General features: G+C 70.4%; 22 protein-coding genes. 12 read left to right on the plus strand and 10 right to left on the minus strand.

Annotated elements, in window-relative coordinates; translation table 11 throughout:
- Nucleotides 1-39 precede the first annotated feature (39 nt).
- Complete coding sequence (locus ABD355_RS15765) at nucleotides 40-1,614, minus strand: acyl-CoA carboxylase subunit beta (RefSeq protein WP_425585753.1); 1,575 nt, start codon at nucleotides 1,612-1,614, stop codon at nucleotides 40-42.
- A 380-nt stretch (nucleotides 1,615-1,994) separates the two neighbouring features.
- On the opposite strand from ABD355_RS15765, the gene ABD355_RS15770 reads away from it, so the two are divergent.
- Both ABD355_RS15770 and ABD355_RS15775 read left to right on the plus strand, forming a co-directional pair.
- Complete coding sequence (locus ABD355_RS15770; RefSeq protein WP_344400913.1) at nucleotides 1,995-2,210, plus strand: hypothetical protein; 216 nt, start codon at nucleotides 1,995-1,997, stop codon at nucleotides 2,208-2,210.
- Between the two features lie 61 nt (nucleotides 2,211-2,271).
- On the plus strand, nucleotides 2,272-3,174 hold the full coding sequence (locus ABD355_RS15775) for an aminoglycoside phosphotransferase family protein (protein WP_344400914.1): 903 nt from the start codon (nucleotides 2,272-2,274) through the stop codon (nucleotides 3,172-3,174).
- A 124-nt stretch (nucleotides 3,175-3,298) separates the two neighbouring features.
- Here the strand turns inward: ABD355_RS15775 and ABD355_RS15780 are convergent, their stop codons facing one another.
- Both ABD355_RS15780 and ABD355_RS15785 read right to left on the minus strand, forming a co-directional pair.
- A complete protein-coding gene (locus ABD355_RS15780; RefSeq protein WP_344400915.1) occupies nucleotides 3,299-4,156 on the minus strand; it encodes an alpha/beta hydrolase in 858 nt (285 codons plus the stop codon).
- A gap of 41 nt (nucleotides 4,157-4,197) precedes the next feature.
- Nucleotides 4,198-4,335 (minus strand): hypothetical protein, encoded by a 138-nt coding sequence (locus tag ABD355_RS15785; RefSeq protein ID WP_344400916.1) that lies wholly within the window; start codon nucleotides 4,333-4,335, stop codon nucleotides 4,198-4,200.
- Between the two features lie 487 nt (nucleotides 4,336-4,822).
- Here ABD355_RS15785 and ABD355_RS15790 point away from each other — a divergent pair, with 487 nt between their 5' ends.
- Complete coding sequence (locus tag ABD355_RS15790; protein ID WP_344400918.1) at nucleotides 4,823-5,164, plus strand: YciI family protein; 342 nt, start codon at nucleotides 4,823-4,825, stop codon at nucleotides 5,162-5,164.
- Complete coding sequence (locus ABD355_RS15795) at nucleotides 5,148-6,386, plus strand: RNA polymerase sigma factor (protein ID WP_425585754.1); 1,239 nt, start codon at nucleotides 5,148-5,150, stop codon at nucleotides 6,384-6,386. The genes ABD355_RS15790 and ABD355_RS15795 overlap by 17 nt, the downstream gene beginning before the upstream one ends.
- Nucleotides 6,387-6,409: 23 nt before the next feature.
- On the opposite strand, the gene ABD355_RS15800 is transcribed toward ABD355_RS15795, so the two are convergent.
- Nucleotides 6,410-7,639, minus strand: a complete 1,230-nt coding sequence (locus ABD355_RS15800; RefSeq protein WP_344400920.1) for a GNAT family N-acetyltransferase — start codon at nucleotides 7,637-7,639, stop codon at nucleotides 6,410-6,412.
- A gap of 195 nt (nucleotides 7,640-7,834) precedes the next feature.
- Between ABD355_RS15800 and ABD355_RS15805 the strand changes: the two genes are divergently transcribed.
- On the plus strand, nucleotides 7,835-9,484 hold the full coding sequence (locus ABD355_RS15805) for an NAD-dependent malic enzyme (RefSeq protein ID WP_344400921.1): 1,650 nt from the start codon (nucleotides 7,835-7,837) through the stop codon (nucleotides 9,482-9,484).
- Nucleotides 9,485-9,628: 144 nt separating this feature from the next.
- Here ABD355_RS15805 and ABD355_RS15810 read toward each other — a convergent pair whose 3' ends face one another.
- From ABD355_RS15810 to ABD355_RS15820, 3 genes are all read right to left on the minus strand, one after another.
- A complete protein-coding gene (locus ABD355_RS15810) occupies nucleotides 9,629-10,063 on the minus strand; it encodes a DUF2267 domain-containing protein (protein WP_425585743.1) in 435 nt (144 codons plus the stop codon).
- Nucleotides 10,064-10,132: 69 nt separating this feature from the next.
- On the minus strand, nucleotides 10,133-10,528 hold the full coding sequence (locus tag ABD355_RS15815) for a DUF2267 domain-containing protein (RefSeq protein ID WP_344400923.1): 396 nt from the start codon (nucleotides 10,526-10,528) through the stop codon (nucleotides 10,133-10,135).
- A 102-nt stretch (nucleotides 10,529-10,630) separates the two neighbouring features.
- On the minus strand, nucleotides 10,631-11,062 hold the full coding sequence (locus ABD355_RS15820) for an Hsp20/alpha crystallin family protein (RefSeq protein ID WP_344400924.1): 432 nt from the start codon (nucleotides 11,060-11,062) through the stop codon (nucleotides 10,631-10,633).
- Nucleotides 11,063-11,188: 126 nt separating this feature from the next.
- Between ABD355_RS15820 and ABD355_RS15825 the strand changes: the two genes are divergently transcribed.
- From ABD355_RS15825 to ABD355_RS15835, 3 genes are all read left to right on the plus strand, one after another.
- Nucleotides 11,189-11,842 carry a type III effector protein gene (locus tag ABD355_RS15825; RefSeq protein WP_344400925.1) on the plus strand — a complete coding sequence of 218 codons (654 nt, stop codon included), beginning with the start codon at nucleotides 11,189-11,191 and terminating at the stop codon, nucleotides 11,840-11,842.
- A gap of 279 nt (nucleotides 11,843-12,121) precedes the next feature.
- Entirely contained in the window at nucleotides 12,122-12,511 is a 390-nt protein-coding gene (locus ABD355_RS15830; RefSeq protein ID WP_344400926.1) for a hypothetical protein, read from the plus strand.
- Nucleotides 12,512-12,523: 12 nt separating this feature from the next.
- Nucleotides 12,524-13,294 (plus strand): transposase, encoded by a 771-nt coding sequence (locus ABD355_RS15835; RefSeq protein ID WP_344400927.1) that lies wholly within the window; start codon nucleotides 12,524-12,526, stop codon nucleotides 13,292-13,294.
- Nucleotides 13,295-13,348: 54 nt separating this feature from the next.
- Here the strand turns inward: ABD355_RS15835 and ABD355_RS15840 are convergent, their stop codons facing one another.
- The 3 genes from ABD355_RS15840 to ABD355_RS15850 form a co-directional block, all read right to left on the minus strand.
- Nucleotides 13,349-14,161, minus strand: coding sequence for a hypothetical protein (locus ABD355_RS15840; RefSeq protein WP_344400928.1), 813 nt, complete (start codon nucleotides 14,159-14,161; stop codon nucleotides 13,349-13,351).
- Between the two features lie 230 nt (nucleotides 14,162-14,391).
- Complete coding sequence (locus ABD355_RS15845; RefSeq protein WP_344400929.1) at nucleotides 14,392-15,765, minus strand: oxidoreductase; 1,374 nt, start codon at nucleotides 15,763-15,765, stop codon at nucleotides 14,392-14,394.
- A 188-nt stretch (nucleotides 15,766-15,953) separates the two neighbouring features.
- Entirely contained in the window at nucleotides 15,954-17,306 is a 1,353-nt protein-coding gene (locus ABD355_RS15850; RefSeq protein ID WP_425585755.1) for a phosphoinositide-specific phospholipase C-related protein, read from the minus strand.
- A 216-nt stretch (nucleotides 17,307-17,522) separates the two neighbouring features.
- On the opposite strand from ABD355_RS15850, the gene htpG reads away from it, so the two are divergent.
- The 4 genes from htpG to ABD355_RS15870 all read left to right on the plus strand — a co-directional run bounded on the left by htpG (nucleotide 17,523) and on the right by ABD355_RS15870 (nucleotide 22,649).
- On the plus strand, nucleotides 17,523-19,427 hold the full coding sequence (htpG, locus tag ABD355_RS15855) for a molecular chaperone HtpG (protein ID WP_344400930.1): 1,905 nt from the start codon (nucleotides 17,523-17,525) through the stop codon (nucleotides 19,425-19,427).
- A gap of 237 nt (nucleotides 19,428-19,664) precedes the next feature.
- Nucleotides 19,665-20,729: a LacI family DNA-binding transcriptional regulator gene (locus ABD355_RS15860; RefSeq protein WP_344400932.1), complete on the plus strand. Its 1,065-nt coding sequence runs from the start codon at nucleotides 19,665-19,667 to the stop codon at nucleotides 20,727-20,729.
- A 157-nt stretch (nucleotides 20,730-20,886) separates the two neighbouring features.
- Nucleotides 20,887-21,024, plus strand: a complete 138-nt coding sequence (locus ABD355_RS15865; protein WP_344400933.1) for a hypothetical protein — start codon at nucleotides 20,887-20,889, stop codon at nucleotides 21,022-21,024.
- A gap of 110 nt (nucleotides 21,025-21,134) precedes the next feature.
- Nucleotides 21,135-22,649, plus strand: a complete 1,515-nt coding sequence (locus ABD355_RS15870; RefSeq protein WP_344400934.1) for a glycoside hydrolase family 43 protein — start codon at nucleotides 21,135-21,137, stop codon at nucleotides 22,647-22,649.
- Nucleotides 22,650-22,985: the final 336 nt, after the last annotated feature.

Here is a 22,985-nt window from a genome sequence, read left to right on the forward strand (position 1 = left end):
CGGGTCACTGCGGTCGCAGGGGGCAGGTGAACTCGCCGGTCAGAGCGGGATGTTGCCGTGCCGGCGCTCCGGCATGGGGGCCCGCTTGCCGCGCAGCGCGCGCAGGGCACGGCAGACATGGGCGCGGGTGTCGCGCGGGGCGATGACGTCGTCGACGTATCCGCGCTCGGCGGCGAGATAGGGCGTCCCGTGGGTGCTCTCGTACGCGGCGACCAGACGGGCCCGCAGCGCCTCGGGGTCGTCGGCGGCAGCGAGTTCCCGCCGGTGCAGCACGCCCACCGCGCCCTCGGCGCCCATCACGGCGATGCGGGCGGTGGGCCAGGCGAGGTTGATGTCGGCGCCCAGGTGCTTGGAGCCCATGACCGCATACCCGCCGCCGTACGCCTTGCGCACCACCACGGTGACCTTCGGGACGGTCGCCTCGGCGTACGCGTACAGCAGCTTCGCGCCGCGCCGGATGATCCCGGCCTGCTCCTGGCGGACCCCGGAGAGATAGCCCGGCACGTCGGCGAAGGTCAGCAGCGGCACACCGAACGCGTCGCAGAACCGTACGAAACGTGCCGCCTTCTCGGAGGCGTCGATGTCGAGGACCCCGGCGGCATGCAGCGGCTGATTGGCCACGACCCCGACGGACCGGCCCTCGACCCGGGCCAGCGCACAGATGATGTTCGGCGCGAACAGCTCCTGCACTTCGAGGAGTTCACCGTCATCGACGATCGCGCGCAGGATGTCCCGCATGTCGTAGGCCTGCCCCAGCCGATCGGGCACCACCTCGTCCAGCGGGGCCCCGCCGGGCACCTGCCCCGGCGCGTACTCCGGGGGCCGCGCGAGGTTGTTGGGGGGCAGATACGACAGCAGGTCCCGTACGGTGTCGAAGGCGTCCTGCTCGTCGGCGGCGAGGAAGTGTGCGTTGCCGTTCACCGCGTTGCTGGTGCGGGCGCCGCCCAGGTCCTCGGCGCTGGTGCGCTCGCCGGTGACCGCCTCGATGACGTCGGGCCCGGTCACGAACATGTGCGAGGCGCCGTCGACCATCACGGTGAAGTCGGTGATGGCGGGGGAGTAGGCGGCACCGCCGGCGCACGGCCCGAGGACGACCGAGATCTGCGGGATCACCCCGGAGGCGCGCACATTGCGGCGCACCAGCTCGGCGTAGAGGGCGAGCGAGGCGACGCCCTCCTGGATGCGGGCGCCGCCGCCGTCGTTGAGCCCGACGACCGGACAGCCGATCCGCAGGGCGAGATCCATCAGCGCCACGGTCTTCTCACCGAAGGCCTCGCCCATGCTGCCGCCGAAGACCGCCGAGTCCTGCGCGAACACGCACACCGCACGGCCGTCGACCGTGCCGTGCCCGGTCACCACCCCGTCGCCGTACGGACGCCGGGCGCCGTCCCCGGAGGGTCGAGCCCGCACGAACAAGCCGGTCTCGGTGAAGGACCCCGCGTCCAGCAGCCGTTCGATCCGCTCCCGGGCACTGAACTCCCCGCGCCGCCTCGGGCCGCCCGAGGACACGGCCTGCACCCGACGGGCCTCCAGCTCGGCGATGCGCCCGGCGGTACGGTCGGGAACGCACGTCGCCGTCTCCCCGGCACGGGATGTTGTCGCCTCTCGCGTCACAGCCACCTCCGAAGTGGCTTTCGAATATGGCAGCGGCGCAGGGCCGGAACGGGGGAATCACTGTTCTATTTGCGGGAGATGAGTCCCGCGGTGCCGGTGTTGCTCCGAGCGTGACAAGCGGACGGCGAAACCGGGTGGCGACACGGTAAGGAGGGCGAGCCGCAGGCGCGGCAATCAGCCTTCCGACGTGATCAGACGGACGGCGTCCAGCAGGGGCTTGCACGCTCGCGACGCGGGCACGCGGCAGCCGGCGGCTGGGTCACCTGCCGGTGGCAGGCGCCCCTGGCCGGCAGACAGGAATCCGCACCCGGCGACAGCTGCCCTGGAGCGCCACGAGTGCCCCGCATGCGCCCGGCCGTCACACAGCGCACCCTGGTGCCATGGCGGACGCACAGCCCATCGTGATCTACCCGCCCGCCGAGGACGGCGGGCGGAGGGTCCGTGTGGGCGACCATTTCCGCGGGATGGCATACGGGCTGCTGGACATCGTCGAGTTCCTGCAGCTCGCGGGTCTGGAGGACGCCGACGAGGCGTGGGTGCGGGAATCCGGGCTGGTCGAGTGGCGGGGCGGCGGCCCGGACGCGTGGCAGCACTGAGCCGGGAAGCCGCTGCGTACTCAGCGGCCCGGATAATGTGGCTCGGATAACGTGGCTCGGCATGCCCCATGCCGAGATCGAGATCACTGCAGAGCTGGTCCGGGATCTTCTGCGCGACCAGCACCCCGACCTGGCCGATCACCCTTTGAGGTTCGGCGCGTTCGGCTGGGACAACCAGCTGTGGCGGCTCGGTGACGATCTCGCCGTACGGCTGCCCTGGGCGACATCGTCAGCGGACGCGCTGCTGCGCAAAGAGCATGCCTGGCTTCCCGCTCTCGCCCCGGGCCTTCCCCTGCCGGTCCCCGTCCCGCAGCGTCTCGGCGAGCCCTCTGAGCGGTTTCCGCGGCCCTGGATCGTCACCACCTGGGTGCAGGGAACACCGGCCGACCGTGCCCCCGTCACGCGCGGTGAGGAGGCGGCCGACGCCTTGGCCGCCTTCCTGACCGCTCTGCACCGGCCTGCGCCCGAGGGAGCACCTGTCGGCCGCGGCCGCGGGGGCCCGCCGGCCGACTGCGCCGAGGGGTTCGCCCAGCAGCTGGCGTCGGCCACCGAGATGGGGCTGGTCCCCGACCCGGACGCCGTACGCGCAGTTTGGGAGGACGCCGTCGCAGCGCCTGAGTGGAAAGGGCCGGCGCTGTGGCTTCACGCCGATCTGCATCCGGCCAATGTCCTCACCGCGGACGGCACCGTCTGCGGCGTGGTCGACTTCGGCGACCTCTGCGCGGGCGACCCGGCCTGCGACCTCGCCGCGGCGTGGATACTGCTGCCGGACGGCGCCGTCGGCCGCTTCCACGGCGCCTATCAGCCAGGCGCGGACGCAGCGACCCGCCGCCGCGCCCGCGGCTGGGCGGTGCTGAGAGCCCTCAGCGGCATGCTCATCGGAGAGGCCGGCGTTCACGGCCGTCCGGGCGGCAAGACCACCTGGGGCCCGCCCGCCCACGCTTCGTTGCGACGCCTGGTCTAGGCGGAAATCAGGAAAGCACCAGCTCAGAGCCACGTTGCCGAGGCCGTGGGCGGACAACTGAGGGTCTGTCGAGGATGGCGGGTCGTTCCGCGGACGCTCGAACCTGCGCCTCCGTCTGCGGTGCTCAGCAGTCCCTGTGCTCGTCCGGCCGCCACAACCAGCGGAGGGCATCGGGCAGCAGGACGCCGCCGTGGTTGGGGCTGTGGCCGCCGTCGCCCAGGACGAGGCGGAAGTCGTAGCCGGCTTCCGCGAGCGCGGCCGCGACACGCAGGTTGTTGGCGAGCCAGTTGGCCTCGGGTTCGTTCCAGCGCAGGTCTCGATGGCCCGCTTGCATGAAGATGCGCAGCGGTCTGCGAGGGACGCGGGGGATGAGTTCGGGGTACGGGTTGCCGCCCGGCATCTGTGTGAAGCTGGACAAGTACCCGATCACCCGGCGGAATTTGTCCGGGCGAAGCCAGGCCGCGGTAAACGCGCAGTTGCCGCCACTGCTGCCACCACAGATGCCCCACCGGTCCGGGTCCTCGGCGACCGAACAGCGCTTGGTGACCTCCGGGATGATCTCCTCCAGGAGGAAACTGACGTAGCGGTCGTCGAATGCGTCGTACTCGGTGTTGCGGTTCTTGGGCTCCTCGGCGCCGGGGAACACACCGGGGTCGACGAACACGCCGATGGTGACCGGGATGTCGCCGCGCTGGACGAGGTTGTCCAAGACGATTGCGCCACGGACCTCTCCTTCGGGGTCCAGGTACCACCATCCGTCCTGGAACACCATCAGCGACGCCGGCTGTGCGGGGTCGTACCGGGCGGGCACATGGACCCAGAACTTCCGGGACGTGCCCGGGTAGATCGCGCTGTCGTTCCAGTCGAACTCGATCGTCTCGCCGACCGGCACCCCGGGCCGGACAGCCGAGTCGGGGCCGTGAGCGTAGCGGACGTCCCACTGGTCGACCGGAAGCGGCTGGTAGGGCACCTCGAAGGTCACGCAGGCCAACCTAGGAGGGATCGCGAGCCCTCTCAAAGGGTTTACTGGCTATGCGGCGTGACTTCGCGCGAGTAGCGGCGGCGCAGTGCGTGCAGCTGGACCACCTGCTCCTCGACCGACCGCACCTGCTCGGCGCCGACGTACGGCACCGGCAGCCAGACGACGGAGCCGTCACGCAACTGGGCCGCGACACGGAGACTGGTGGTGGAAGCGGTGGTCGGCGGCGGCTACCCGCACCACCTCGAAGCGGGCGATCTGCTCCCACTGCAGCCTGTGCCACCGCAGGACCGTGCGGAACCTCAGGCCGCCCGGCCCTGCCTCCACACGGCGCCCGAGCACCGCGAAAGCGCTCACCACGCTCGCCGCACCGAGAGTTCCGGAGAGGACCCCCACTGGTCGGCGTACGCGACGCCGAGTCCGGCCACGACCCCTGCCACCCCGCCCACCGTCGCACCCAGGCGCCCGCTCAACCCGCCAAGGCCCCATGCCGCGTACTGGCCGAGCAAGCCAAGTGGGACCGGCGTCGATCGGCATGGCCAAGACCGCCGCCGAGCTGCAGCGCCCGCGCGGAGTGGCAGCCGCAGGATTCGGCAGACCGGCCCTGTCCTTTTGGCGCCGCCTTGTTCGTCGTGAGGATGGAGAGACACCGCCAGCGAGGAGGAAGCCATGAAGTACGTGCTGCTGCTGACCCGGGGCGCATGGCAGGAGGAAGGCTCCGAACAGGAGCGCGGTGAGGTGTACGGCCGCATCATGGAGTGGTTCACCAAGCACCGGGCCGACGGCACGATCGTGGAGGCGCAGCAGCTGCGCGAGCCGGACACCGCGACCACCGTGGTGCTGGAGGACGGCCACTCCACACTGATCGACCGTCCGCTGCTGGAGGCCAAGGAGGCGATCGGCGGCTACGCGGTCGTCGAGGTGCCCGATCTGGACGCCGCCCTGGAGCTGGCCGCGAGCTTCCCGATGCCGGACGGGAAGGTGGAGGTGCGCCCTGTCGTCGAGCGCTGACCCGGGCGGCGCGGCCGCGCGTTCGCTGCTGGAGCGGGTCTTCCGCGAGGAGGCGGGCCGGCTGACCGCCAGCCTGGTCCGTCTCCTGGGCGACTTCGACCTCGCCGAGGAGATGGTCGCCGAGGCGGTCGTCGAGGCCCTTGAGCGCTGGCCGAGCGCCGGACCGCCCAAGCGTCCCGGCGCCTGGCTGCTGACCTGCGCCCGCAACAAGGCGCTGGACCGCATTCGCCGAGAGGGCCGCTACCGCGACAAGCTCGCCCAGATCGCCGCACTGCCGGCCACGGCCGAGCGGGAACCCGACGACCGCCTGCGGCTGATCTTCACCTGCTGTCACCCGGCCCTCGATGCCGATGCCCAGGTGGCCCTGACCCTGCGCGCGGTCGCCGGGCTGACCACGGCCGAGATCGCCCGCGCCTTCCTGCTGCCCGAGGCCACCCTCGCCAAGCGCCTGACCCGCGCCAAGCAGAAGATCGCAAAGGCCGGCATCCCCTACCGCAGCCCGGAGCCCGCCGAACGCGCCGCCCGGTTGGAGCAGGTACTGCGCGTGGTCTACCTCGTCTTCAACGAGGGCTGCCTGACCACGGGCGGAGACGTGGGCGTACGACGGGAACTGGTCGACGACGCCGAATGGCTGGCCGGGCTGCTCGTCCAGTGCCTGCCACAGGAGCCCGAACCCCTCGGGCTGCTTGCTCTCATCCGCCTGCATGCCGCCCGATGGCCTGCCCGCCTGGACCGTCACGGCCAGTTGGTGCCGCTCGCCGAGCAGGACCGATCGCTGTGGAACTCGGCCCGCATCCACAGCGCCGTCACCCTGATCGAACGGGCCGCCGCGTTGCGCCGCCCGGGCCCCTACCAGATCGAGGCCGCCATCGCCGCCGTCCACTGCGAGGCCCCCGGCTGGCAGGCGACCGACTGGCCGCAACTGCTCACGCTCTACGACATGCTGCTGGCCGTCGACCCGTCGCCCGTCGTGCGGCTGAACCGGGCCGTCATCGTCCGCCACACCGACGGCCCGGCGAGCGCCCTTGCCCTGGTCGACGAGCTCACCGAGACGTTGGGCCGCTACCACCTCTTCCACGCAACCCGGGCCGCCCTGCTGCGCGACCTCGGCCGTACCGACCAGGCCCGTCAGGCCGACGAACAGGCCCTGAAGCTCACCGCCAACCCTGCCGAACGCTCCCTGCTCGCCACCCGATTGCACCCCACCCATGACATCCACTGACTTCGGGGGGTGCGCAACCGCGGTCAGAACCAGTGCAGGCAGTGCGGCGAGCGCTCGGCGCGGAAAAGGGCGTCGGCGAGGGCGGCCGCGCCCGGGCGGTGGGCCCGGATGTGCCCGGCTCGCACGAGCGTGCTCGGGGCCGTACCGCCGAGGTAGATCGAACCGAGGTCGCTCACGTCCAGGGACAGGTCCGGCTCCCGGTCGGTGGGGACGCATTCGGCCTTGCCGTCCCGCACCGTCAGCAGGTGGCGTCCGTGCTCGCCAAGGAACGGGTCGTCCACGTCGAGAACGAGCTCGCCGTCCATGAACCAGCCGCGCGCGGTCAGCGCACGCGGGACGTCCAGCAGCCGCACCCAGAGCCAGTCCATGGCACTGCCGGCCTCCCCGGCACGGAAGTCCGCAAGCTGCCAGCGCAGCGGACTGTCCGGCGGGACGTGCTTGAACACCACCTGACGGACCAGGTCGTGTCCGAGCACGAAACGGGCCAGGGCGGTGAAGACGGCGTCGTCGGTGGCGATGGTCTCGTCGACCGTCAAGGCGTCGCCCTCGCCGACCGCATAGCTGGCGTACCCGTCCGGGACGCCGTCGGCGTCACGGTGTACGGCCACGTGGCGCGACGCCGGAGCGATGGGGGGCTGCCCCGCGCCCGAGGTCCACCAGCGGTGCGGCCTGGACAGCGCACCTGGCTGCGCGCGGCGGTAGCGGTCGTAGACCTCCTCCAGGATCTCGCCGCACTCGGCACGCCGCAGCAGCTCCACCGAGCCTGTGTCCCGGCCGGTCGCCTCGGCTGTTCCGCGCGCCCGGGGGAGGGCGAGGGCGGCTCGGTGACGTGGCACCGTCAGCCGCTGCGTGTAGGTCGCCGGGCCGTAGCCGAACCTGCGGTAGATCACGGCCTCGGAGGCCAGCAGTACGGAGAGGAACTCCCCTCGCGCCCGCACTTCGGCGAGCTGGTGCCGCATCATCGCGGTGAGCACGCCCTGGCGCCGGTGCGAGGGCAGGACGCCGACGGCGGTCACCCCGGTGGCCGGGACGAGGATCCCACCGGGCAGCGTGAGCTCGAAGGAGTACGCACCGGCGGTGCCGACAGGCCGCCCGTCCGCCGTCACGGCCATCAGATTGCGGTCCATTTCGAGCGCCGCCCACCACACCCCGCCGCCGCCCTCGGCCGGAGTTTCCGGGAAGCGGCCGAACGCGGCATGCATGGTGTCGACGAAGACGTTGAAGTCCTGGTCGGTCGTGGAACGGATCTCCATTGCTGCCGCTGCCTCCCCGGGATACCGGCACCACGACCCGCGGCGCCCCGCCACAGTGCAGCGTTGAGGCGTGTCCGGGTCAAACGAATTACGGCCGGGCCCACGCATGCCGGGCCGCGGTGCGGCACGCCGGTTTGCTGCCGGGCCGCACGGGAACCCCGGAGCGGGGACGATGCAGTCGACGGAGGAGTACTCATGTCCTCGCGCCGCGACGACCCGCACGGACGGGCCCTGCTGACCGACGCGCTGCGGAACAAGGGGGTCGCCTTCACACGGGAGGAACGGGAGCGGCACGGCCTGGTGGGGGCGCTCCCACCGGGTGTGCTCTCGCTGGAGCAGCAGGCCCGCCGGGCCTGGGAGCAGGTGCAGGCCCAGCCGGACGACCTGGCCAAGAACGTCTGCCTGGAGCAGCTGCACGATCGCAACGAGGTGCTCTACCACCGCCTGCTCACCGAGAACCTGACGGAACTGCTGCCCATCGTCTACGACCCCACGGTGGGGCAGGCGATCAAGCGGTACAGCCACGAGTACCGACGTCCTCGCGGGGTGTATCTGTCCATCGACCACCCGCAGGACGTACGGCCCGCGTTCGAGGCGCTCGGCCTCGGTCCGGACGATGTCGACCTGGTGGTGGCCACCGACGCCGAGCAGATTCTCGGCATCGGTGACTGGGGTGTGGGCGGCATGCAGATCTCCGTCGGCAAACTGGCCGTCTACACGGCCGCCGCCGGCCTCCACCCGGGCCGGGCGGTCCCCGTCATGCTCGACGTCGGCACCGACAACCAGGCACTGCTCAACGACCCGCTGTACGTGGGCAACCGGCACAGCCGGGCCCGCGGGAAGGACTACGACGCGTTCGTCGCCGCATACGTCGACACGGTGCGCGACCTGTTCCCGCACGCGCTGCTGCACTGGGAGGACTTCGGCCCCGGCAACGGCCGCAGGCTGCTGGAGACGTACGGCGAGAAGGTGTGCACGTTCAACGACGACATGCAGGGCACCGGCGCCATCACCCTGGCCTGTGTGCTGAACGGGGTGCGCGTGTCCGGGACGCCGATGCGCGAGCAGCGGGTGGTCGTCTTCGGAGCGGGCACCGCGGGGGTGGGCATCGCCGACCAACTGCGCGACGCCATGGTCCGCGACGGCCTGGACGGCGAGGAGGCGGTGGCCCGCGTCTGGTGCGTGGACCGGCAGGGCCTGCTGTTGCGGTCCACCGACGGGTTGCGCGACTACCAGCGGGTCTATGCCCGCCCGGACGAGGAATGGTCCGGCGGCCACGAGCGGCCGATCGGGCTGAAGGAGGTCGTGGAGCGGGTGCACCCGACCGTGCTGGTCGGCACCTCGACCGTGCACGGGGCCTTCAGCGAGGACGTCGTCCGCTCCATGGCCGGGCATGTGGAACGACCGGTGGTGCTGCCCCTGTCCAACCCCACTGACAGGATCGAGGCCTTGCCGGAGGACGTCCTGAGGTGGACCGACGGCAAGGCCCTCGTCGCGGCCGGGGTCCCGGTGGCTCCGGTGGAGCTCGACGGCACCACATACGTGATTGGGCAGGCCAACAACGCCCTGCTCTATCCGGGCCTCGGCCTCGGGGCCGTCGTGGCGCGGGCTTCCCGGATCACGGACGGCATGCTCCAGGCGGCCGCCGAGGCGGTGGCGGGCCTGGCCGAGCTGTCCGGTCCGGGCGCCCCGCTGCTGCCGCAGGTGGAGAACCTGCGCGCCTCGTCGGCGACGGTGGCGGTGGCGGTCGCCCGCCGCGCCGCCGAGGAGGGGGTGGCGCGCGCCCCGCTCGACGATGTCATCCAGCAGGTTCAGGACGCCATGTGGCAGCCGGAGTACGCATGACGGAGCCGCTGGTGACGGTGCTCTGTCCGCGATCCTCGGGGCGGTCGGCACGATGCCGGTGACCGGACGCACTGCGCGGTCTCCGCAACCCGCGCACGTGGCACGGTCACCGGCATGCCGGGATGTCGGAAGGGCGCGGCCCGCCTATGCGGCTTGGACGAGTTCCGCGCGGCCGAACAGCAGCGCGTAGCCGGACGGCAGCTGGCGCAGGATGCGGGTGACGAGCTCGGAGCCGGCGTAGGCGGCGACGGCGGAGAAGACGGATCCGGTGTCCCAGCGGGTGGTGGCCAGGGAGGCGCCGGTGCGGGCGGCGAGGTCCTTGACGAAGGCCCAGCCGGTCAGCGGCTGGGTGTCGGGGATCTGGGCGGTGAGGATGCGTGCGGCTTCGAGGGGGAGGCGGGCGGCGAGGTCGACGCGTTCGTCGCCGGTCAGCTGGCGTCCCAGCCCGGCGAGGACGAGGCGGACGGCTTGCTCGGCCTTCTCGCGGGTCGGATAGGCGCCGTCGTAGCGGACCTTTTCCAGCATCTGTTCGTACGCCCTTCCGTAGGGCTGCTGGGACGGTGCGCTGTGGTCGGACATCACTGCGGTGGTTGCCTTTCTGTCACCGGGGTCGTGGCGACCGGCGCGCGGTCACCGGTGGATGGGTGGTCAGGTGGGCTGAAAGCGGCCGAAGAGCAGGTCGTAGCCCGCGGGAAGCTGGAGCAGGATCTCTTTGAGGAGGTCGTCGCCGGCGGCGTCGGCGGCCGTGGACAGGACGGCGCTGACGTCCCAGGCGGCGGTCTGCTCGGTCGCCCCTTCGATCCAGGCCGCGGTCGCGCGCACGAACCGCTCGGGGGACAGCGGTTCGGCGCTCTGCAGCGGGTTGAGCAGTATCAGTGCGAAGTCCTCCGGCAGACGCGCCGCCAGCCGGGCGCGTACCTCACCGACCAGGTGCGCGCCCAGCAGGGCGAGCACCACGCGGGCCGCGCGGTCGGCTTCCTGCAGGGTGGCGTACTCGCCGCGTTCCTTCACATGGTTGAGGAACGCTTCGCGTCGCACAGTCACGTCGGCCGCCACCCTTCCTCGGTCCTCGGGGAACGGAGGACAGGCCCCGGGGGGAGATCAGGTGCCTGTCCTCCGCCGTGGTTCCGTCTTCGGCTGTCCCGCTCAGCCGGAGATCTCCTTGCGGTCGGATCCGACGCCGATGGTGATCTTGCGGGGCTTGGCGCGCTCGGCGATCGGGATGCGCAGGGTGAGCACGCCTGCCTCGTAGTCGGCCTTGATGTGCTCGGTGTCCAGCGTGTCGGCCAGCACGAGCTGGCGCGAGAAGACGCCGAGCGGCCGTTCCGACAGCTCCATCTGTACGTCGTCGGCCTTCGTCGCGGGCCGGCGCTCGGCCTTGACGGTCAGCATGTTCCGTTCGACGTCGATGTCGATCGCGTCCGCGCTGACACCGGGGAGGTCGAAGGCCACCACGTACTCGTCACCCTCGCGGTAGGCGTCCATCGGCATCGGGGACGGCCGGGACCATGTGCCCGGACCCATCAGCTGCTGCGCCAGCCGATCCAGCTCACGGAAGGGGGCAGTGCGCATCAACATCGGAAAACACCTCCAGGAAGGTCGGGCAGTTGCTGCCAATGCGCCTCACGGAAACCGTTGTAGCATGTCATCCAATGGATGACAAGCGAGGCGTCGTCCAAAGGATGACAGACTGAGGAGGTGCTCATGACCACGGCTGACCAGCCGAAATCGTCCAGCATCGGCGCACCGGGGCCGACGTCGTTCCTCGCCGCCGCGGCGGCTCTGCACGCCATAGACGACGCCCTGCAGGCCGCCCGGCACGAGGACCAAGACACCCCGGACACCCGGGAGGTCGCCCCGGAGAAGGCCCTGGCCTCCCTTCTGCTGCTGCGGCAGGTGCGCGAGCAGCTCGCCGAATGGGAAACCGGCCTGATCGAAACCGCCCGCGAGGCGGGTGCCAGCTGGGCCGACCTCGCCCACCCCCTCGGAGTCTCCAGCCGCCAGGCCGCCGAGCGCCGCTATCTGCGGGGCAGGCCCGGTCCCGCAGGCACCACCGGCGAACAACGCGTCCAGGCCACCCGCGAGCGCCGCGCCCTCGAACGCACCACCGCCGCCTGGGCCCGCCGCAACGCAGCCGACCTGCGCCGTATCGCCGGCCAGATCAGCGCACTCACCGACCTCCCCACCGCGGCCCGCAACCCGCTCAGCCAACTCCACGCGGCCCTCGCCCACGACGACCCCGCCGTTCTCATCGACCCCCTCAACGCCACCCGCCCCCACCTCACCCCGAACCACCCCGAACTCGCCGCCCAGCTCGACGCCCTGACGAACTCCGCCACGAACCCGGCGGCCCCGTGAGCTCGGGCCCGTTGACTGTGGCGAGCACGCCCGCACCGCTGGGCCGCAGCTGAGGCGGCTGCAGGTCCGCCATTGAGGGTCACGCGCCCCGAACTGCACCGGAAGCGAGGTAGCCCAACACGACGACGATCAAGCCAGAGCCCAACGCCGGCACCACCAGCGTTCCCGTGCACGATCGTCCCCCTCGTCGCTGCCCCACGCGGCTTCAGGGGGCTCCTGGTTTCTAGGCGGTGTCCCGAAACCGCAGGCGGGACGAGGCATTGTGGCTATCGTGCCGCTATGACGGATCACATAGCTGGCGCAGAAGGCGCCCCGCTGTCCAGGCCGGACCTACACACGGTGTTGCTGGAGCTTGACCGGGATGTGGCCGCCGATCCCGCCGAGGTCTTCGACCTCTTGGTTACTCAGCTTGCGCCCAGCGACGGGCATACGAAGTTCGCCGTCTATCCACAGTGCCTCACCGCGGTCATGCAGGGCGACTGGTGGTACCGGGGTGAGTATCGAGTGACTGCTGTGCCTGCGGGGGCGAGGGTCTCGTACACGGTGATCAACGTCGCGCAGAAGCAGCACACAGGTGGAAACCTCATCAGCAAGAGCACCGTCGCGGCGGCACCCGATGCCTTCGCACGGCGCCTCGACGCTCTTGAGGACTCGCTGCGTCGCGAGTGACATGATCTTGTCGTGCCTGGTCTGATCACGGCGTCGGAGCCCTCCGGGATAGCCCCGTTTACTGGGCTGAGTCCGCGTCAGTTCGGCAAGCTCATCATCGCATTGCGGCGCGAAGGCGCGGACCCGGTGCGTAAGGGCCGGCCGTGGAGCCTGCCGCTGGAGGACCGGGTCCTGCTGGTCGCCGCATACTGGCGCACCAACCTGACGCTGCGGCAGCTGGCCCCGCTGTTTGGGGGATCGAAGTCGGCTGCCGACCGCATCATCGACCGCCTCGGCCCTTCGCTCGCGCTCCAGCAGCGCCAACGGTTCCGGAAGGACACCGTGCTGATCGTGGACGGCACCTTGGTCCCAACCCGCGACCACGCCGTCGCCGAGCAGTCGAAAAACTACCGGTACTCCACCAACCACCAGGTCGTCATTGACGCCGACACCCGCCAGGTCGTCGCCGTCGGCCGACCGCTGCCCGGCAACCGCAACGACTGCAAGGCATGGGAACTGTCCGGGGCGAAAGCCGCCGTCGGTACGACCCCCGTCATCGCGGACGGCGGCTACCGGGGCACCGGCCTGGTCATCCCGCACCGCCGAGAGAAAGGCCACGGCGAACTACCGGCCTGGAAAGAAGAACACAACGCCTCCCATCGCAAAGTCCGCGCCAGCATCGAGCACGCCTTCGCCCGCATGAAGACCTGGAAGATCCTTCGCGACTGCCGCCTCAAGGGCGACGGTGTCCACCACGCCATGCTCGGTATCGCCCGCCTGCACAACCTCGCCCTCGCCGGGTAACCGAGAAGGCGTGCAGGTCAGCCAGCACGTCGTAGATCATTTACGGGACAAGACTTAGGCGGAGACGGGGAAGTCCTTGCGCTTGATCTTGGCGCGGCGGCCGTCCGGGTGGTGGAAGACGATGCCCTCGGCCAGGGCGCCGGGGACGAAGCGGCTCTCCAGTTCGGCGAGGAAGTCACGGAGGCCGACGTAGTCGCGCGGCACGCCCTGGTAGACCGGCACCTTCAGATTGAACGGCACGCACCGATGGTCGTCCAGCCGCAGGGGGTTGCCCTGGATGCGGGGGCCGAGCGCTTCGCAGGAGTGCTCGCCGTCCGGCCACGACGTGACGTCCGTGTTGCGGGCGGCGGCGAGGACCCACTTGTCCTCCGCGGCGCCCTCGACGGTGTCGACGTACCAGCCGTCTTTGATGCCCTGGCTCTTCTGCAGCTTGCTCGGGTTGCGCCGCTTCTCCACCCGTACCAGCCGGCCGGCCCGGACGGTGAGGCGGACGTTGGTTCCGTCGAGCTTCTCCGTCGGAGTCCCCTCGCCGTCGAACACCCATGCGCACTCCACCCGCGGCCGGTTGACGACCCGGAAGTCACCGTCCCGCTCGAACAGCGTGGGGATCTTCTCCATGACCTGTATGCCCTTCCTGACGTGGCCGATCAGTTCCTCGTGGGTGATGGCACCGCACGCCAGGCCGCCGGCCAGTGCGCGCACCAGGTCCGCGACCGAGACCTCGGCCTCGACGGCAACCCTCTTCAGCGCCTTCTTCTCCTCGGGTGAGATCCAGGCGACCAGCCGGGACCAGCCTTCGGGCGGCGTCCATCGCGCAAGCCGCTCCGGATCCTTCCGCGGTCGACCGCGTCCTTTGCGCTCCTCCATGGGCGGGACCCTAGGGCGGCATTTAATGGTGTGTCAATTGGCATAACAGAAAATGGCAGACCGGACCTCCGGGCGGCTTAGGCCTGTCAGACCGGCCAGAACGAGGCCACGACGACCGGGGACCTTCGCCCGGGTGAAGCGCGCATCGTCCGCGGCGAGGTCATGACGTTCCTTCAGCGGCGCGAACTCCGCCTCCGACGCCCGGCGGACGTGGATCCCCTTCTCGTGGCTTAGTTCCTGCTCAGCGTCCGGGTCACCCCGGCCACCACCGCGGTCGTCAGGACCCAGCCGATCGCGATCAGTGCGTACGCCAGTCCCTGCACACCGCCCTGCGCCCAGTGCCAGTGGTCGCGTTGGCCGAGGCCGCCGATCGGCACCAGCAGGTCGAGGGTGTAGACGACCGGGTTGAACGGCGTGCCCTCGTCCTTCGTGTTCGCCACAGGGGTGTGCGCCGCGAACACGAGCGAGCCGATCAGTGTGAGCAGGGCCAGCCAGATCCCGGCGATCCACGGGCGGTACCCGTATCCGACCGTGGAGTCGAGGAGCCAGCCCCAGGCCCTGCCCGCGGGGCCCAGCGTCGCCCGGCGGCGCCGTTCCCGCACGAGCAGCACCCGCCGTGCCTCGTCCTCGTGCCCGCATCTGCGGTAGTGGGAGGCGAGTTGCTCGTACGGCTGCGGGACGTAGACGGGCTGGTGACGCAGCCACGCCAGCCGGTTCTCCACGTCCTCACGCCGGGTGGGCGCGGTTTCGCCGAGCCAGCCGTACGTCAGCCCGTCCAGGCCCAGCGTCTTCGGCCAGGTCGACGGGTGGTCCTGGATACGGTCCGCATGCGCGGTGCGCAGGTTCACGCCGCCCGCGGGCCGGTACCGGAACCGCAGGTCGAGTGCCCCGGCCTGCATCCCCACGCACATCAACGACGTACCGGAGCCCAGCAGTTCGGCATCGTCGAAGGTCAGCAGGTCCTCTATCCGCACGCTGCGCAGCCGTATCCTGCCGTCGGTCGTGAACCCCCGTGACAGCCGTACGGTCGAGGCCCTGAGCATGTCCCCGTGGAAGGCGAACGCGTCCGGCGAGCCCACCGTGATCCGCGCCCCGCGCATCCACAGCCCGCCGGGCAACTCGGCCCCGGGGAAGCTGACTTCGCCTTCGGCGACGAAGCCGTCCTCGCAGAACACCCCGCCGCGCATCACCAGGCCACCGGCATCCACCGCCATCCGCCCCGGCGCGATCAGCCGGGCCCCGTCGAGCCGGAGCGCTCCCGCGATGTCCGCGTGCACGAGTTCGAGGGCGTGCTGCCCGTCCCCGCCGATGGTCGAGCGGCGCAGGTCGAGTCGCCCGCCGAACCGTGCCGTGGGTGCCCGGAAGCCGGGAAGCGTGCAGTCGACGACGCTCACCCCGAGCGTCGTCGCCCCCTCCATGCTGACGGCCTCGTCGAACTGGCATGCCTCGAACCGCAGGGACCGCCTGATCTCCGCCCCGCCCAGGAGCAACGCCCCGGTGATGCGGGCACCGCGCAGAATGTACGGCTCGGCGCCCGCCGCCCCGTCGAGGATGTCCCGCCTGACACGTTCCGCGTCGACCGTCCGGTCGGGCTCAGACGACACGGGCGGTGACGGACTCGGTCAGGGCGCCGGCCCCGTGCTCGGACCACGCGAGCGGGACGGCTCTGTCGTACGGTCGGCTTGCGGTGTTCATCACGCTCCAGGCGGTCCATCCGGCAGGGGGTGCACTCTCTGCTGGAGACAGTGCCTGGGACCGCAGCATTCCACACCTGTGCGGAACCGGTCGGCGGTCACTGTCCCGGCGCGAGGACGTACGTGTTGAGGCTGCCCACCGTGGTCAGCGGGCTCGGGGAGCCGAGGTCGTAGCGGTCCACCGCAAGGTAGTTGGGCTTCTTGCGGGCGGCGGGTGTGCAGAAGTTCTGGGCGCGGTTGAGGAGTTTGCCGTTGTCCGTCTGCGCGGTGGAGCCGATGGTGTAGTCGCGGAAGTGGTTCATCACGAACAGCGGGTGGAAGGCGGACGAGTCCGTGCTGAGCGGGCGGGTGTCCCAGCGGCTGTAGCAGGACCAGTCCGAGGCACCGATTCCGCCGCCCATGGACCAGTAGTTCTCCACGGTCCACTCGCGCTGGTACATCACCCCGAAGGTGTTGCGGGTGTTCCAGCCGCTCGCGGTGTCGCTCGCCCGGGTCCGGTCGCTGAAGATCAGCAGCTGCTTGCCGCGTGCGGCCAGGTCGGCCATGGTCGGCCAGCCCTTGGTGGCCACTCCCTCCTGGTCGGGCCGGTACAGCACGTCCGAGAGTCCGCTGACGGAGGCGAGGGAGGCCTTCAGCACGTCGGAGGAGACGTAGTCCTCCAGGAAGACGGTGGCGAACTGGCCCGGGTGGGCCTTGAGGAAGTCGACGAGGCGCTGCAGGTCGGTGGCGAGCGGGACGGGGCTGCTGACGCCGTCGCAGCTGTTGTGGCAGAGCACGGCCTGCCCGTTGACGGTGTAGTCGTCGAGCATGAAGCCGCGTACGCCGTCGGCCAGTTGCCTGCTGATGCCGTAGTTCTGGTTCGGGAACCAGCTGACCGGCCACGTGGCGAAGTTGCCGTCGACGCCGTTGGCGAAGGCGTTGTGCGCGGTCAGGAAGGTGACCTGGTCCAGGGTGCGGGTGTCGGCGGAGGGCATCGCCGTGGTGGCGTAGGTGACCGGGGTGAGGTACCAGCGGGCGAGGTCGCCGGCCGAGCCGAGTTGTACGGCGCCGGCGTCGGAGGCGGAGCCGGTGAGGTACTGCGAGGTGTCGGGGGCGGTGATCGTGTACGTGCTGTCGGCGCCGGAGGTGATCGACCAGGTCGTGCCGTCGGCGCCGCAGCCGGCGGTGACCGCGGAGGTGCCGCTGCGGCCGAGACAGGTGCCGGACTCGTCCGCGTTCTGCAGCTGGTAGCCGCCGCCGACCGCGACCGGGGTCCACTGCTGGTGGTCCTCGTTGCCCTTGGGATTGTGTGCGGCGACGGTGCCGCCGACGTCGGCGGCGTTGCGGCCGGTGGTGTAGTTCTGCAGATAGACCGAGGAGGTGGGGACCGCCGCCGAGGCCGTGCCGGGCAAGAGGGCGGGGGTGGACAGGGCGAGGGCGGCGGAACAGCACAGGACGCGCAGGGGGCGCAGGCGCACGGGGGGTTCCCTTCACTCCGGCACGGGCGTGCCGACGATGACCGAGACATGACATATCCGGTGACACGTGCGTTGCGCCAGAGGCTGCGGGGCGAATTACTGTCGGCATGGGGGCCATTGACAACCTGTCCCCCCGCTCGCCGCCTGCCATGTTTTACAGTGACTCTCACCTGACCTGGCACTTTAGGGACCTGCGAGGACACACGAGCCATGCCGACCGAAACGTTTGAGTTCCAAGTAGAGGCCCGTCAGCTGCTCCAGCTGATGATCCACTCGGTCTACTCGAACAAGGACGTCTTCCTGCGGGAACTCGTCTCCAACGCCTCCGACGCGCTCGACAAGCTGCGTCTGGACGCGCTGCGGGACGACAGCCTCGACGTCGACACCTCCGACCTGCACATCGAGATCGAGCTCGACCCCGACGCCCGTACGCTCACCGTGCGGGACAACGGCATCGGGATGTCGTACGACGAGGTCGGCAACCTCATCGGCACCATCGCCAACTCCGGGACGGCCGCCTTCCTCAAGGAGCTGAAGGAGGCCCAGGACGCCGCCGGGGCCGAGGGGCTCATCGGGCAGTTCGGCGTCGGCTTCTACTCCGGTTTCATGGTGGCCGACGAGATGACCCTGGTGACCCGGCGCGCCGGTGAGGCCGCCGGCACCCGCTGGTCCTCGCGCGGCGAGGGCACCTACACCCTGGAGCGCGTCGACGACGCACCGCAGGGCACCGCCGTCACCCTCCACCTCAAGCCGGCCGACGCCGAGAACCAGCTGCACGACTACACCTCCACCTGGAAGATCAAGGAGATCGTCAAGCGGTACTCGGACTTCATCACCTGGCCGATCCGGCTGGTCCCGCAGCCGGGCGGCGACGGCGAGGACACGCCCGAGCCCGAGACGCTGAACTCGATGAAGGCGCTGTGGGCCCGCTCGCGCGACGAGGTCTCCGACGACGAGTACCACGAGCTGTACAAGCACGTCAGCCACGACTGGCGCGACCCCCTGGAGACCATCCGCCTGCAGGCCGAGGGCACCTTCGAGTACCAGGCCCTGCTCTTCCTGCCCGCACACGCCCCGCACGACCTGTTCACCCGGGACTTCCGGCGCGGCCTCCAGCTCTACGTCAAGCGTGTGCTGATCATGGACGACTGCGAGGCGCTGCTGCCGCCGTACCTCCGCTTCGTCAAGGGCGTCGTCGACGCGCAGGACCTCTCGCTCAACGTCTCCCGCGAGATCCTCCAGCAGGACCGGCACATCAGGATGATCCAGCGCCGGCTGACGAAGAAGGTCCTGTCGTCGGTCAAGGAGATGAAGGCCAACGACCCCGACAAGTACACGGCGTTCTGGCGGGAGTTCGGCGCCGTGCTCAAGGAGGGGCTGTTCGGCGACCCCGACAACCGTGATGCCCTGCTCGCGGTCGCGTCCTTCGCCAGCACGCACTCCGAGGACGAGGCGACCACCCTCCAGCAGTACGTGGAGCGGATGAAGGACGGCCAGAACGACATCTACTACATGACCGGCGAGTCCCGGCAGAGCCTTGAGAACTCCCCGCACATGGAGGCGTTCCGGGCGCGCGGCGTCGAGGTCCTGCTGCTCACCGACCCCGTCGACGAGGTGTGGGTCGACGCGGTGGGCGAGTTCGAGGGCAAGGCGCTGCGGTCCGTCGCCAAGGGCGAGATCGACCTCGACGTCCAGGGCGACGAAAAGGCCGAGGCCGAGCGGGAGAAGCAGAGCGAGGCCTACGCCGGTCTGCTGGGCTGGCTCAAGGAGCAACTGGCCGAGGACGTGAAGGACGTCCGCCTGTCGACGCGTCTGACCGTCTCCCCGGCCTGTGTCGTCTCCGACGCCCACGATCTGACTCCGGCGCTGGAGAACATGTACCGGGCCATGGGCCAGGAGGTCCCGACCACCAAGCGGATCCTCGAGCTCAATGCCGCCCATCCGCTGGTGGAGAGCCTGAACCAGGCGTACCAGGAGCGCGAGGACCGCACTGAACTCGTGGAGACGGCCGAGCTGTTGCACGGTCTTGCCGTCCTCGCGGAGGGCGGCCAGCCCAAGGAGCCCGCGCGTTTCGTGAAGCTGGTGGCGGAGCGCCTGGAGCGCGGCCTGCACTGACGGGGGCCTCCCGCGAAGGCACTCGGCACGGCCGGCCCGTGCCGAGTGCCTGCAGACCGAGCGGGGAAATGCGAGCCGGGTTCGATGGAAACTTTCGTTGCGAGCGGCGGAGAAATTACCATCAAGATGTGTCCGGGGTCACAGGATCGTCGGTAGAGAATGCGAGAATGACGCGGACCCGTATGACGCTGTTCAACCGGTTTTCGCGTCAGGCCCGCGTCGGGCGTGAGCGGTTCCATGATCGGGAAGGCCGCCTTGGCGAACAACGCAACAGAGGGACCGGCGGATCGGCAGCACGAGGAACGTGACACGCCCAAGTCGGTCACGATCGCGTACATCGCAGAGTCGGCGGGGGTGTCGGTGCCGACCGTGTCCAAGGTGCTCAACGGAAAGCCGGGTGTGTCCGCGGACACGCGAGCCCGCGTCGAGGAACTGATCAACCGCTACGGCTACCGCAAGCCCGCCCGAGCGGGCCGAAGCAATGTCGTCGAGCTCGTCTTCCGCGAACTCCAGGACATGTGGGCGGTCGAGATCATCCGGGGTGTGGAGCGGGTGGCGCGCCGCCACCGCGTCGGCGTCATGGTCTCCGAGTTCGGCCTGCACGACAGCGCGGCGCCCGCCTGGGACGCCACGGTCACCCGGCGCCCGAACTGTGTGCTGTCGGTGGCGCAGCTCTCCGAGGCCGAACGCGAGCAACTGACCGCGAAGGGCATCCCGTTCGTCGTCTTCGACCCGATCATGGAGCTGCCGGACGACGTCCCGTACGTGGGTGCCACGAACTGGTCCGGCGGCCGCGCCGCGACCCGCCACCTCGCGGAACTCGGCCACCGGCGCATCGCGATGATCAGCGGCCCCGAGGGCCAGCTGTGCTGCTCCGCCCGACTGGACGGGTACCGCTCGGCGATGCACGCCGCGGGCCTGCCGGTCGATCCGGAGATCGTCGTGCATGCCGGCCTCACCCGCGACGACGGCTACGAGGCGGCGCGCGCCCTGCTGGCCCTGCCCGAACGCCCGACGGCGATCTTCGCCGCCAACGACCTCCAGGCCCTCGGTGTCTACCAGGCGGCGCGCGAGGCCGGCCTGCGCATCCCGGACGACCTGAGCGTGGTCGGCTTCGACGACCTGCCGGTGGTGGCCTGGGTGGATCCGCCACTGACCACCGTCCACCAGCCCCTGACCGAGATGGCGGTGGCGGCGACCGAGCTGGCACTCACCCTCGGCCGCGGTGAGCAGGCGCCCCAGGCAGGCCTGGAGATCGCGACGACCCTGACGGTCCGGGGGAGTACCGCTCCGATGAAGTAAGACCCGCGGGAGTTCCGAAACTTTCGCATCTGTGCAACGACACTTGCCAAGTGCGTCCAGCTCTTGGACGGTGGTGCGCGTCTCCCGTCCACCCGGCCGCTCGTCATCCCGCTGGAGGGCACATGCGCAGGCTGGTTCAAAGACGCCGCACCCGCCTGTGAGCGTCCTGCTCATCAACAAGGACCCCGCGAATGCCGCCACGGTCACCCCGACCGTGTACTCGTACCTGAAGAACGCCACCTCGATCGGCTCCGACACCGCCGGCAGCGCCACCCGCCAGACCGTGCCGGCCTAGTCGATCGTGGTCGTACAAACTCCACCGCAAGGGCTGAGCCGTCGCATGCCGACCCAGTGAACGCAGCCAGTGAATCGCAGCCAGTGAACCAGTGAAAGGACTCGATCAGGGTGTCGAGCAGGCCCGAGACGGGCACCACCACCATCAACAACCCGGTCATTCCCGGCTTTCACCCGGATCCGAGCATCTGCCGGGTGGGCGAGGACTACTACCTCGCCTGCTCCAGCTTCGAGTACTTCCCCGGCGTACCCCTCTTCCACAGCCGGGACCTGGTGCACTGGACCCAGATCGGAAACGCGCTGGATCGGCCCGGCCAACTGCGCCTGCCGCCGGACTCGCGCTCCTCGGGTGGAATCTACGCACCCACCCTGCGCCACCACGAAGGCCGCTTCTGGCTGATCGTCACCAATGTCAGTGCCGACGGCAACCTGCTGGTCACGGCCACCGACCCGGCGGGCCCCTGGTCGGATCCCGTATTGCTGCCCGGGGTGCACGGCATCGACCCGGACCTCGCCTGGGACGAGGACGGCACCTGCTGGTGCACCGTCGCCGGGGTCTCGCAGGTCCGCCTCGACCCGTACACCGGGGAGACCTTCGGGCCCGCGCGCAAACTCTGGTCCGGGATGCCCGGCGCCAAGGCCCCCGAGGCGCCGCACCTGTACCGGATCGGCGACTACTGGTACCTGCTCATCGCCGAGGGCGGCACCGAGCGCTGCCACGGCGTCTCGATCGCCCGTGCCCGCACACCCGACGGCCCCTTCGAGCCGTGCCCGGACAACCCGATCCTCACCCACCGCGGCACCGACCACCCCATCCAGAACACCGGCCACGCCGACCTGGTCCAGGCACCCGACGGCTCCTGGTGGATGGTGCTCCTCGGAGTACGGCCGGGCGGCGGCACCCCGGGCTGGCACGTGCTGGGCCGCGAGACGTTCCTAGCACCGGTGACCTGGGTGGAGGACTGGCCGGTCGTCGGTGAACTGTCCCTTGAGGCGCCCGTACCCCCGTGGCCGCTGCAGCCGGGCCCCATCACGCCGGTCCGCGACGAGTTCGACTCGAACGAACTGGCCCCGCACTGGGTCTCGTTGCGCCATCGCCCCGCGGAGGACTGCACCACCAAGGAACGGCCCGGATGGCTGACCCTGCGCGCCCGCGGAGCCTCCCTCGACGACACCGACGTGACGTTCGTCGGCCGACGGCAGCAGCATCAGTCCTGCCGGGTGCGGACCCTGCTCGACGTGGGGGAGGGGCGCGGCGGCCTGGCCGTACGCCTCGACGAGCAGCACCACTACGACATCGAGGTGGCGTCCGGCGAGGTCCAAGTACGGGCCCGCATCGGCCCGTTGAGCACGGTCGTGGTGTCCCGGCCGGTACCGCCCGGACCTGTGGTCCTCCGTATCGAGGTGATCGCCGTCGAGACGCTGAACGACGCGCGCACCGGCCCCGACACCGTCTCGATCGGCGTGGAGGAACCGGACGGCAGCTTCGCCGAACTCGCCTCACTCGACGGCAAATACCTGTCCACGGAGGTCGCGGGCGGCTTCACCGGCCGCGTCTTCGGAATGTTCGCCTCAACCGGCTCCGTCCACTTCGACTGGTTCGACTACGAGCCGCTCGACCGCTGAAGGCGGGCCCTGCCCGGCCGGGGGAGGGGGCGGTCGAAAAAGTTGGGGCCGCCGGCGGGCAGCCAGGTGACGAACGGTGGGGCTGGACCGTCGGTTTGTCGCGGTCGGCGATCCGCTCCAGCAGCAGGCGGGCGGCGTTGGCACCGATCGCGCGGCCCGCCTGGTCGACCGCCTACGCGATAGACCCGGCCCACGGACACTGCAGCATCGAACGGTCGCCCCGTCCTGCCCTACCTCCGCCTCGCGGCCAACAGCTCTTTGATCGCCAAGGGGGTCGATGTCGGCCTGCCGTACAAGGCTTCCGCGCCGAATCTCGGTGCCTTCGAATCCTCCTGC

The organism is Streptomyces longisporus (assembly GCF_039532765.1).
In the GTDB taxonomy this organism is placed as follows: Bacteria; Actinomycetota; Actinomycetes; order Streptomycetales; family Streptomycetaceae; genus Streptomyces; species Streptomyces longisporus.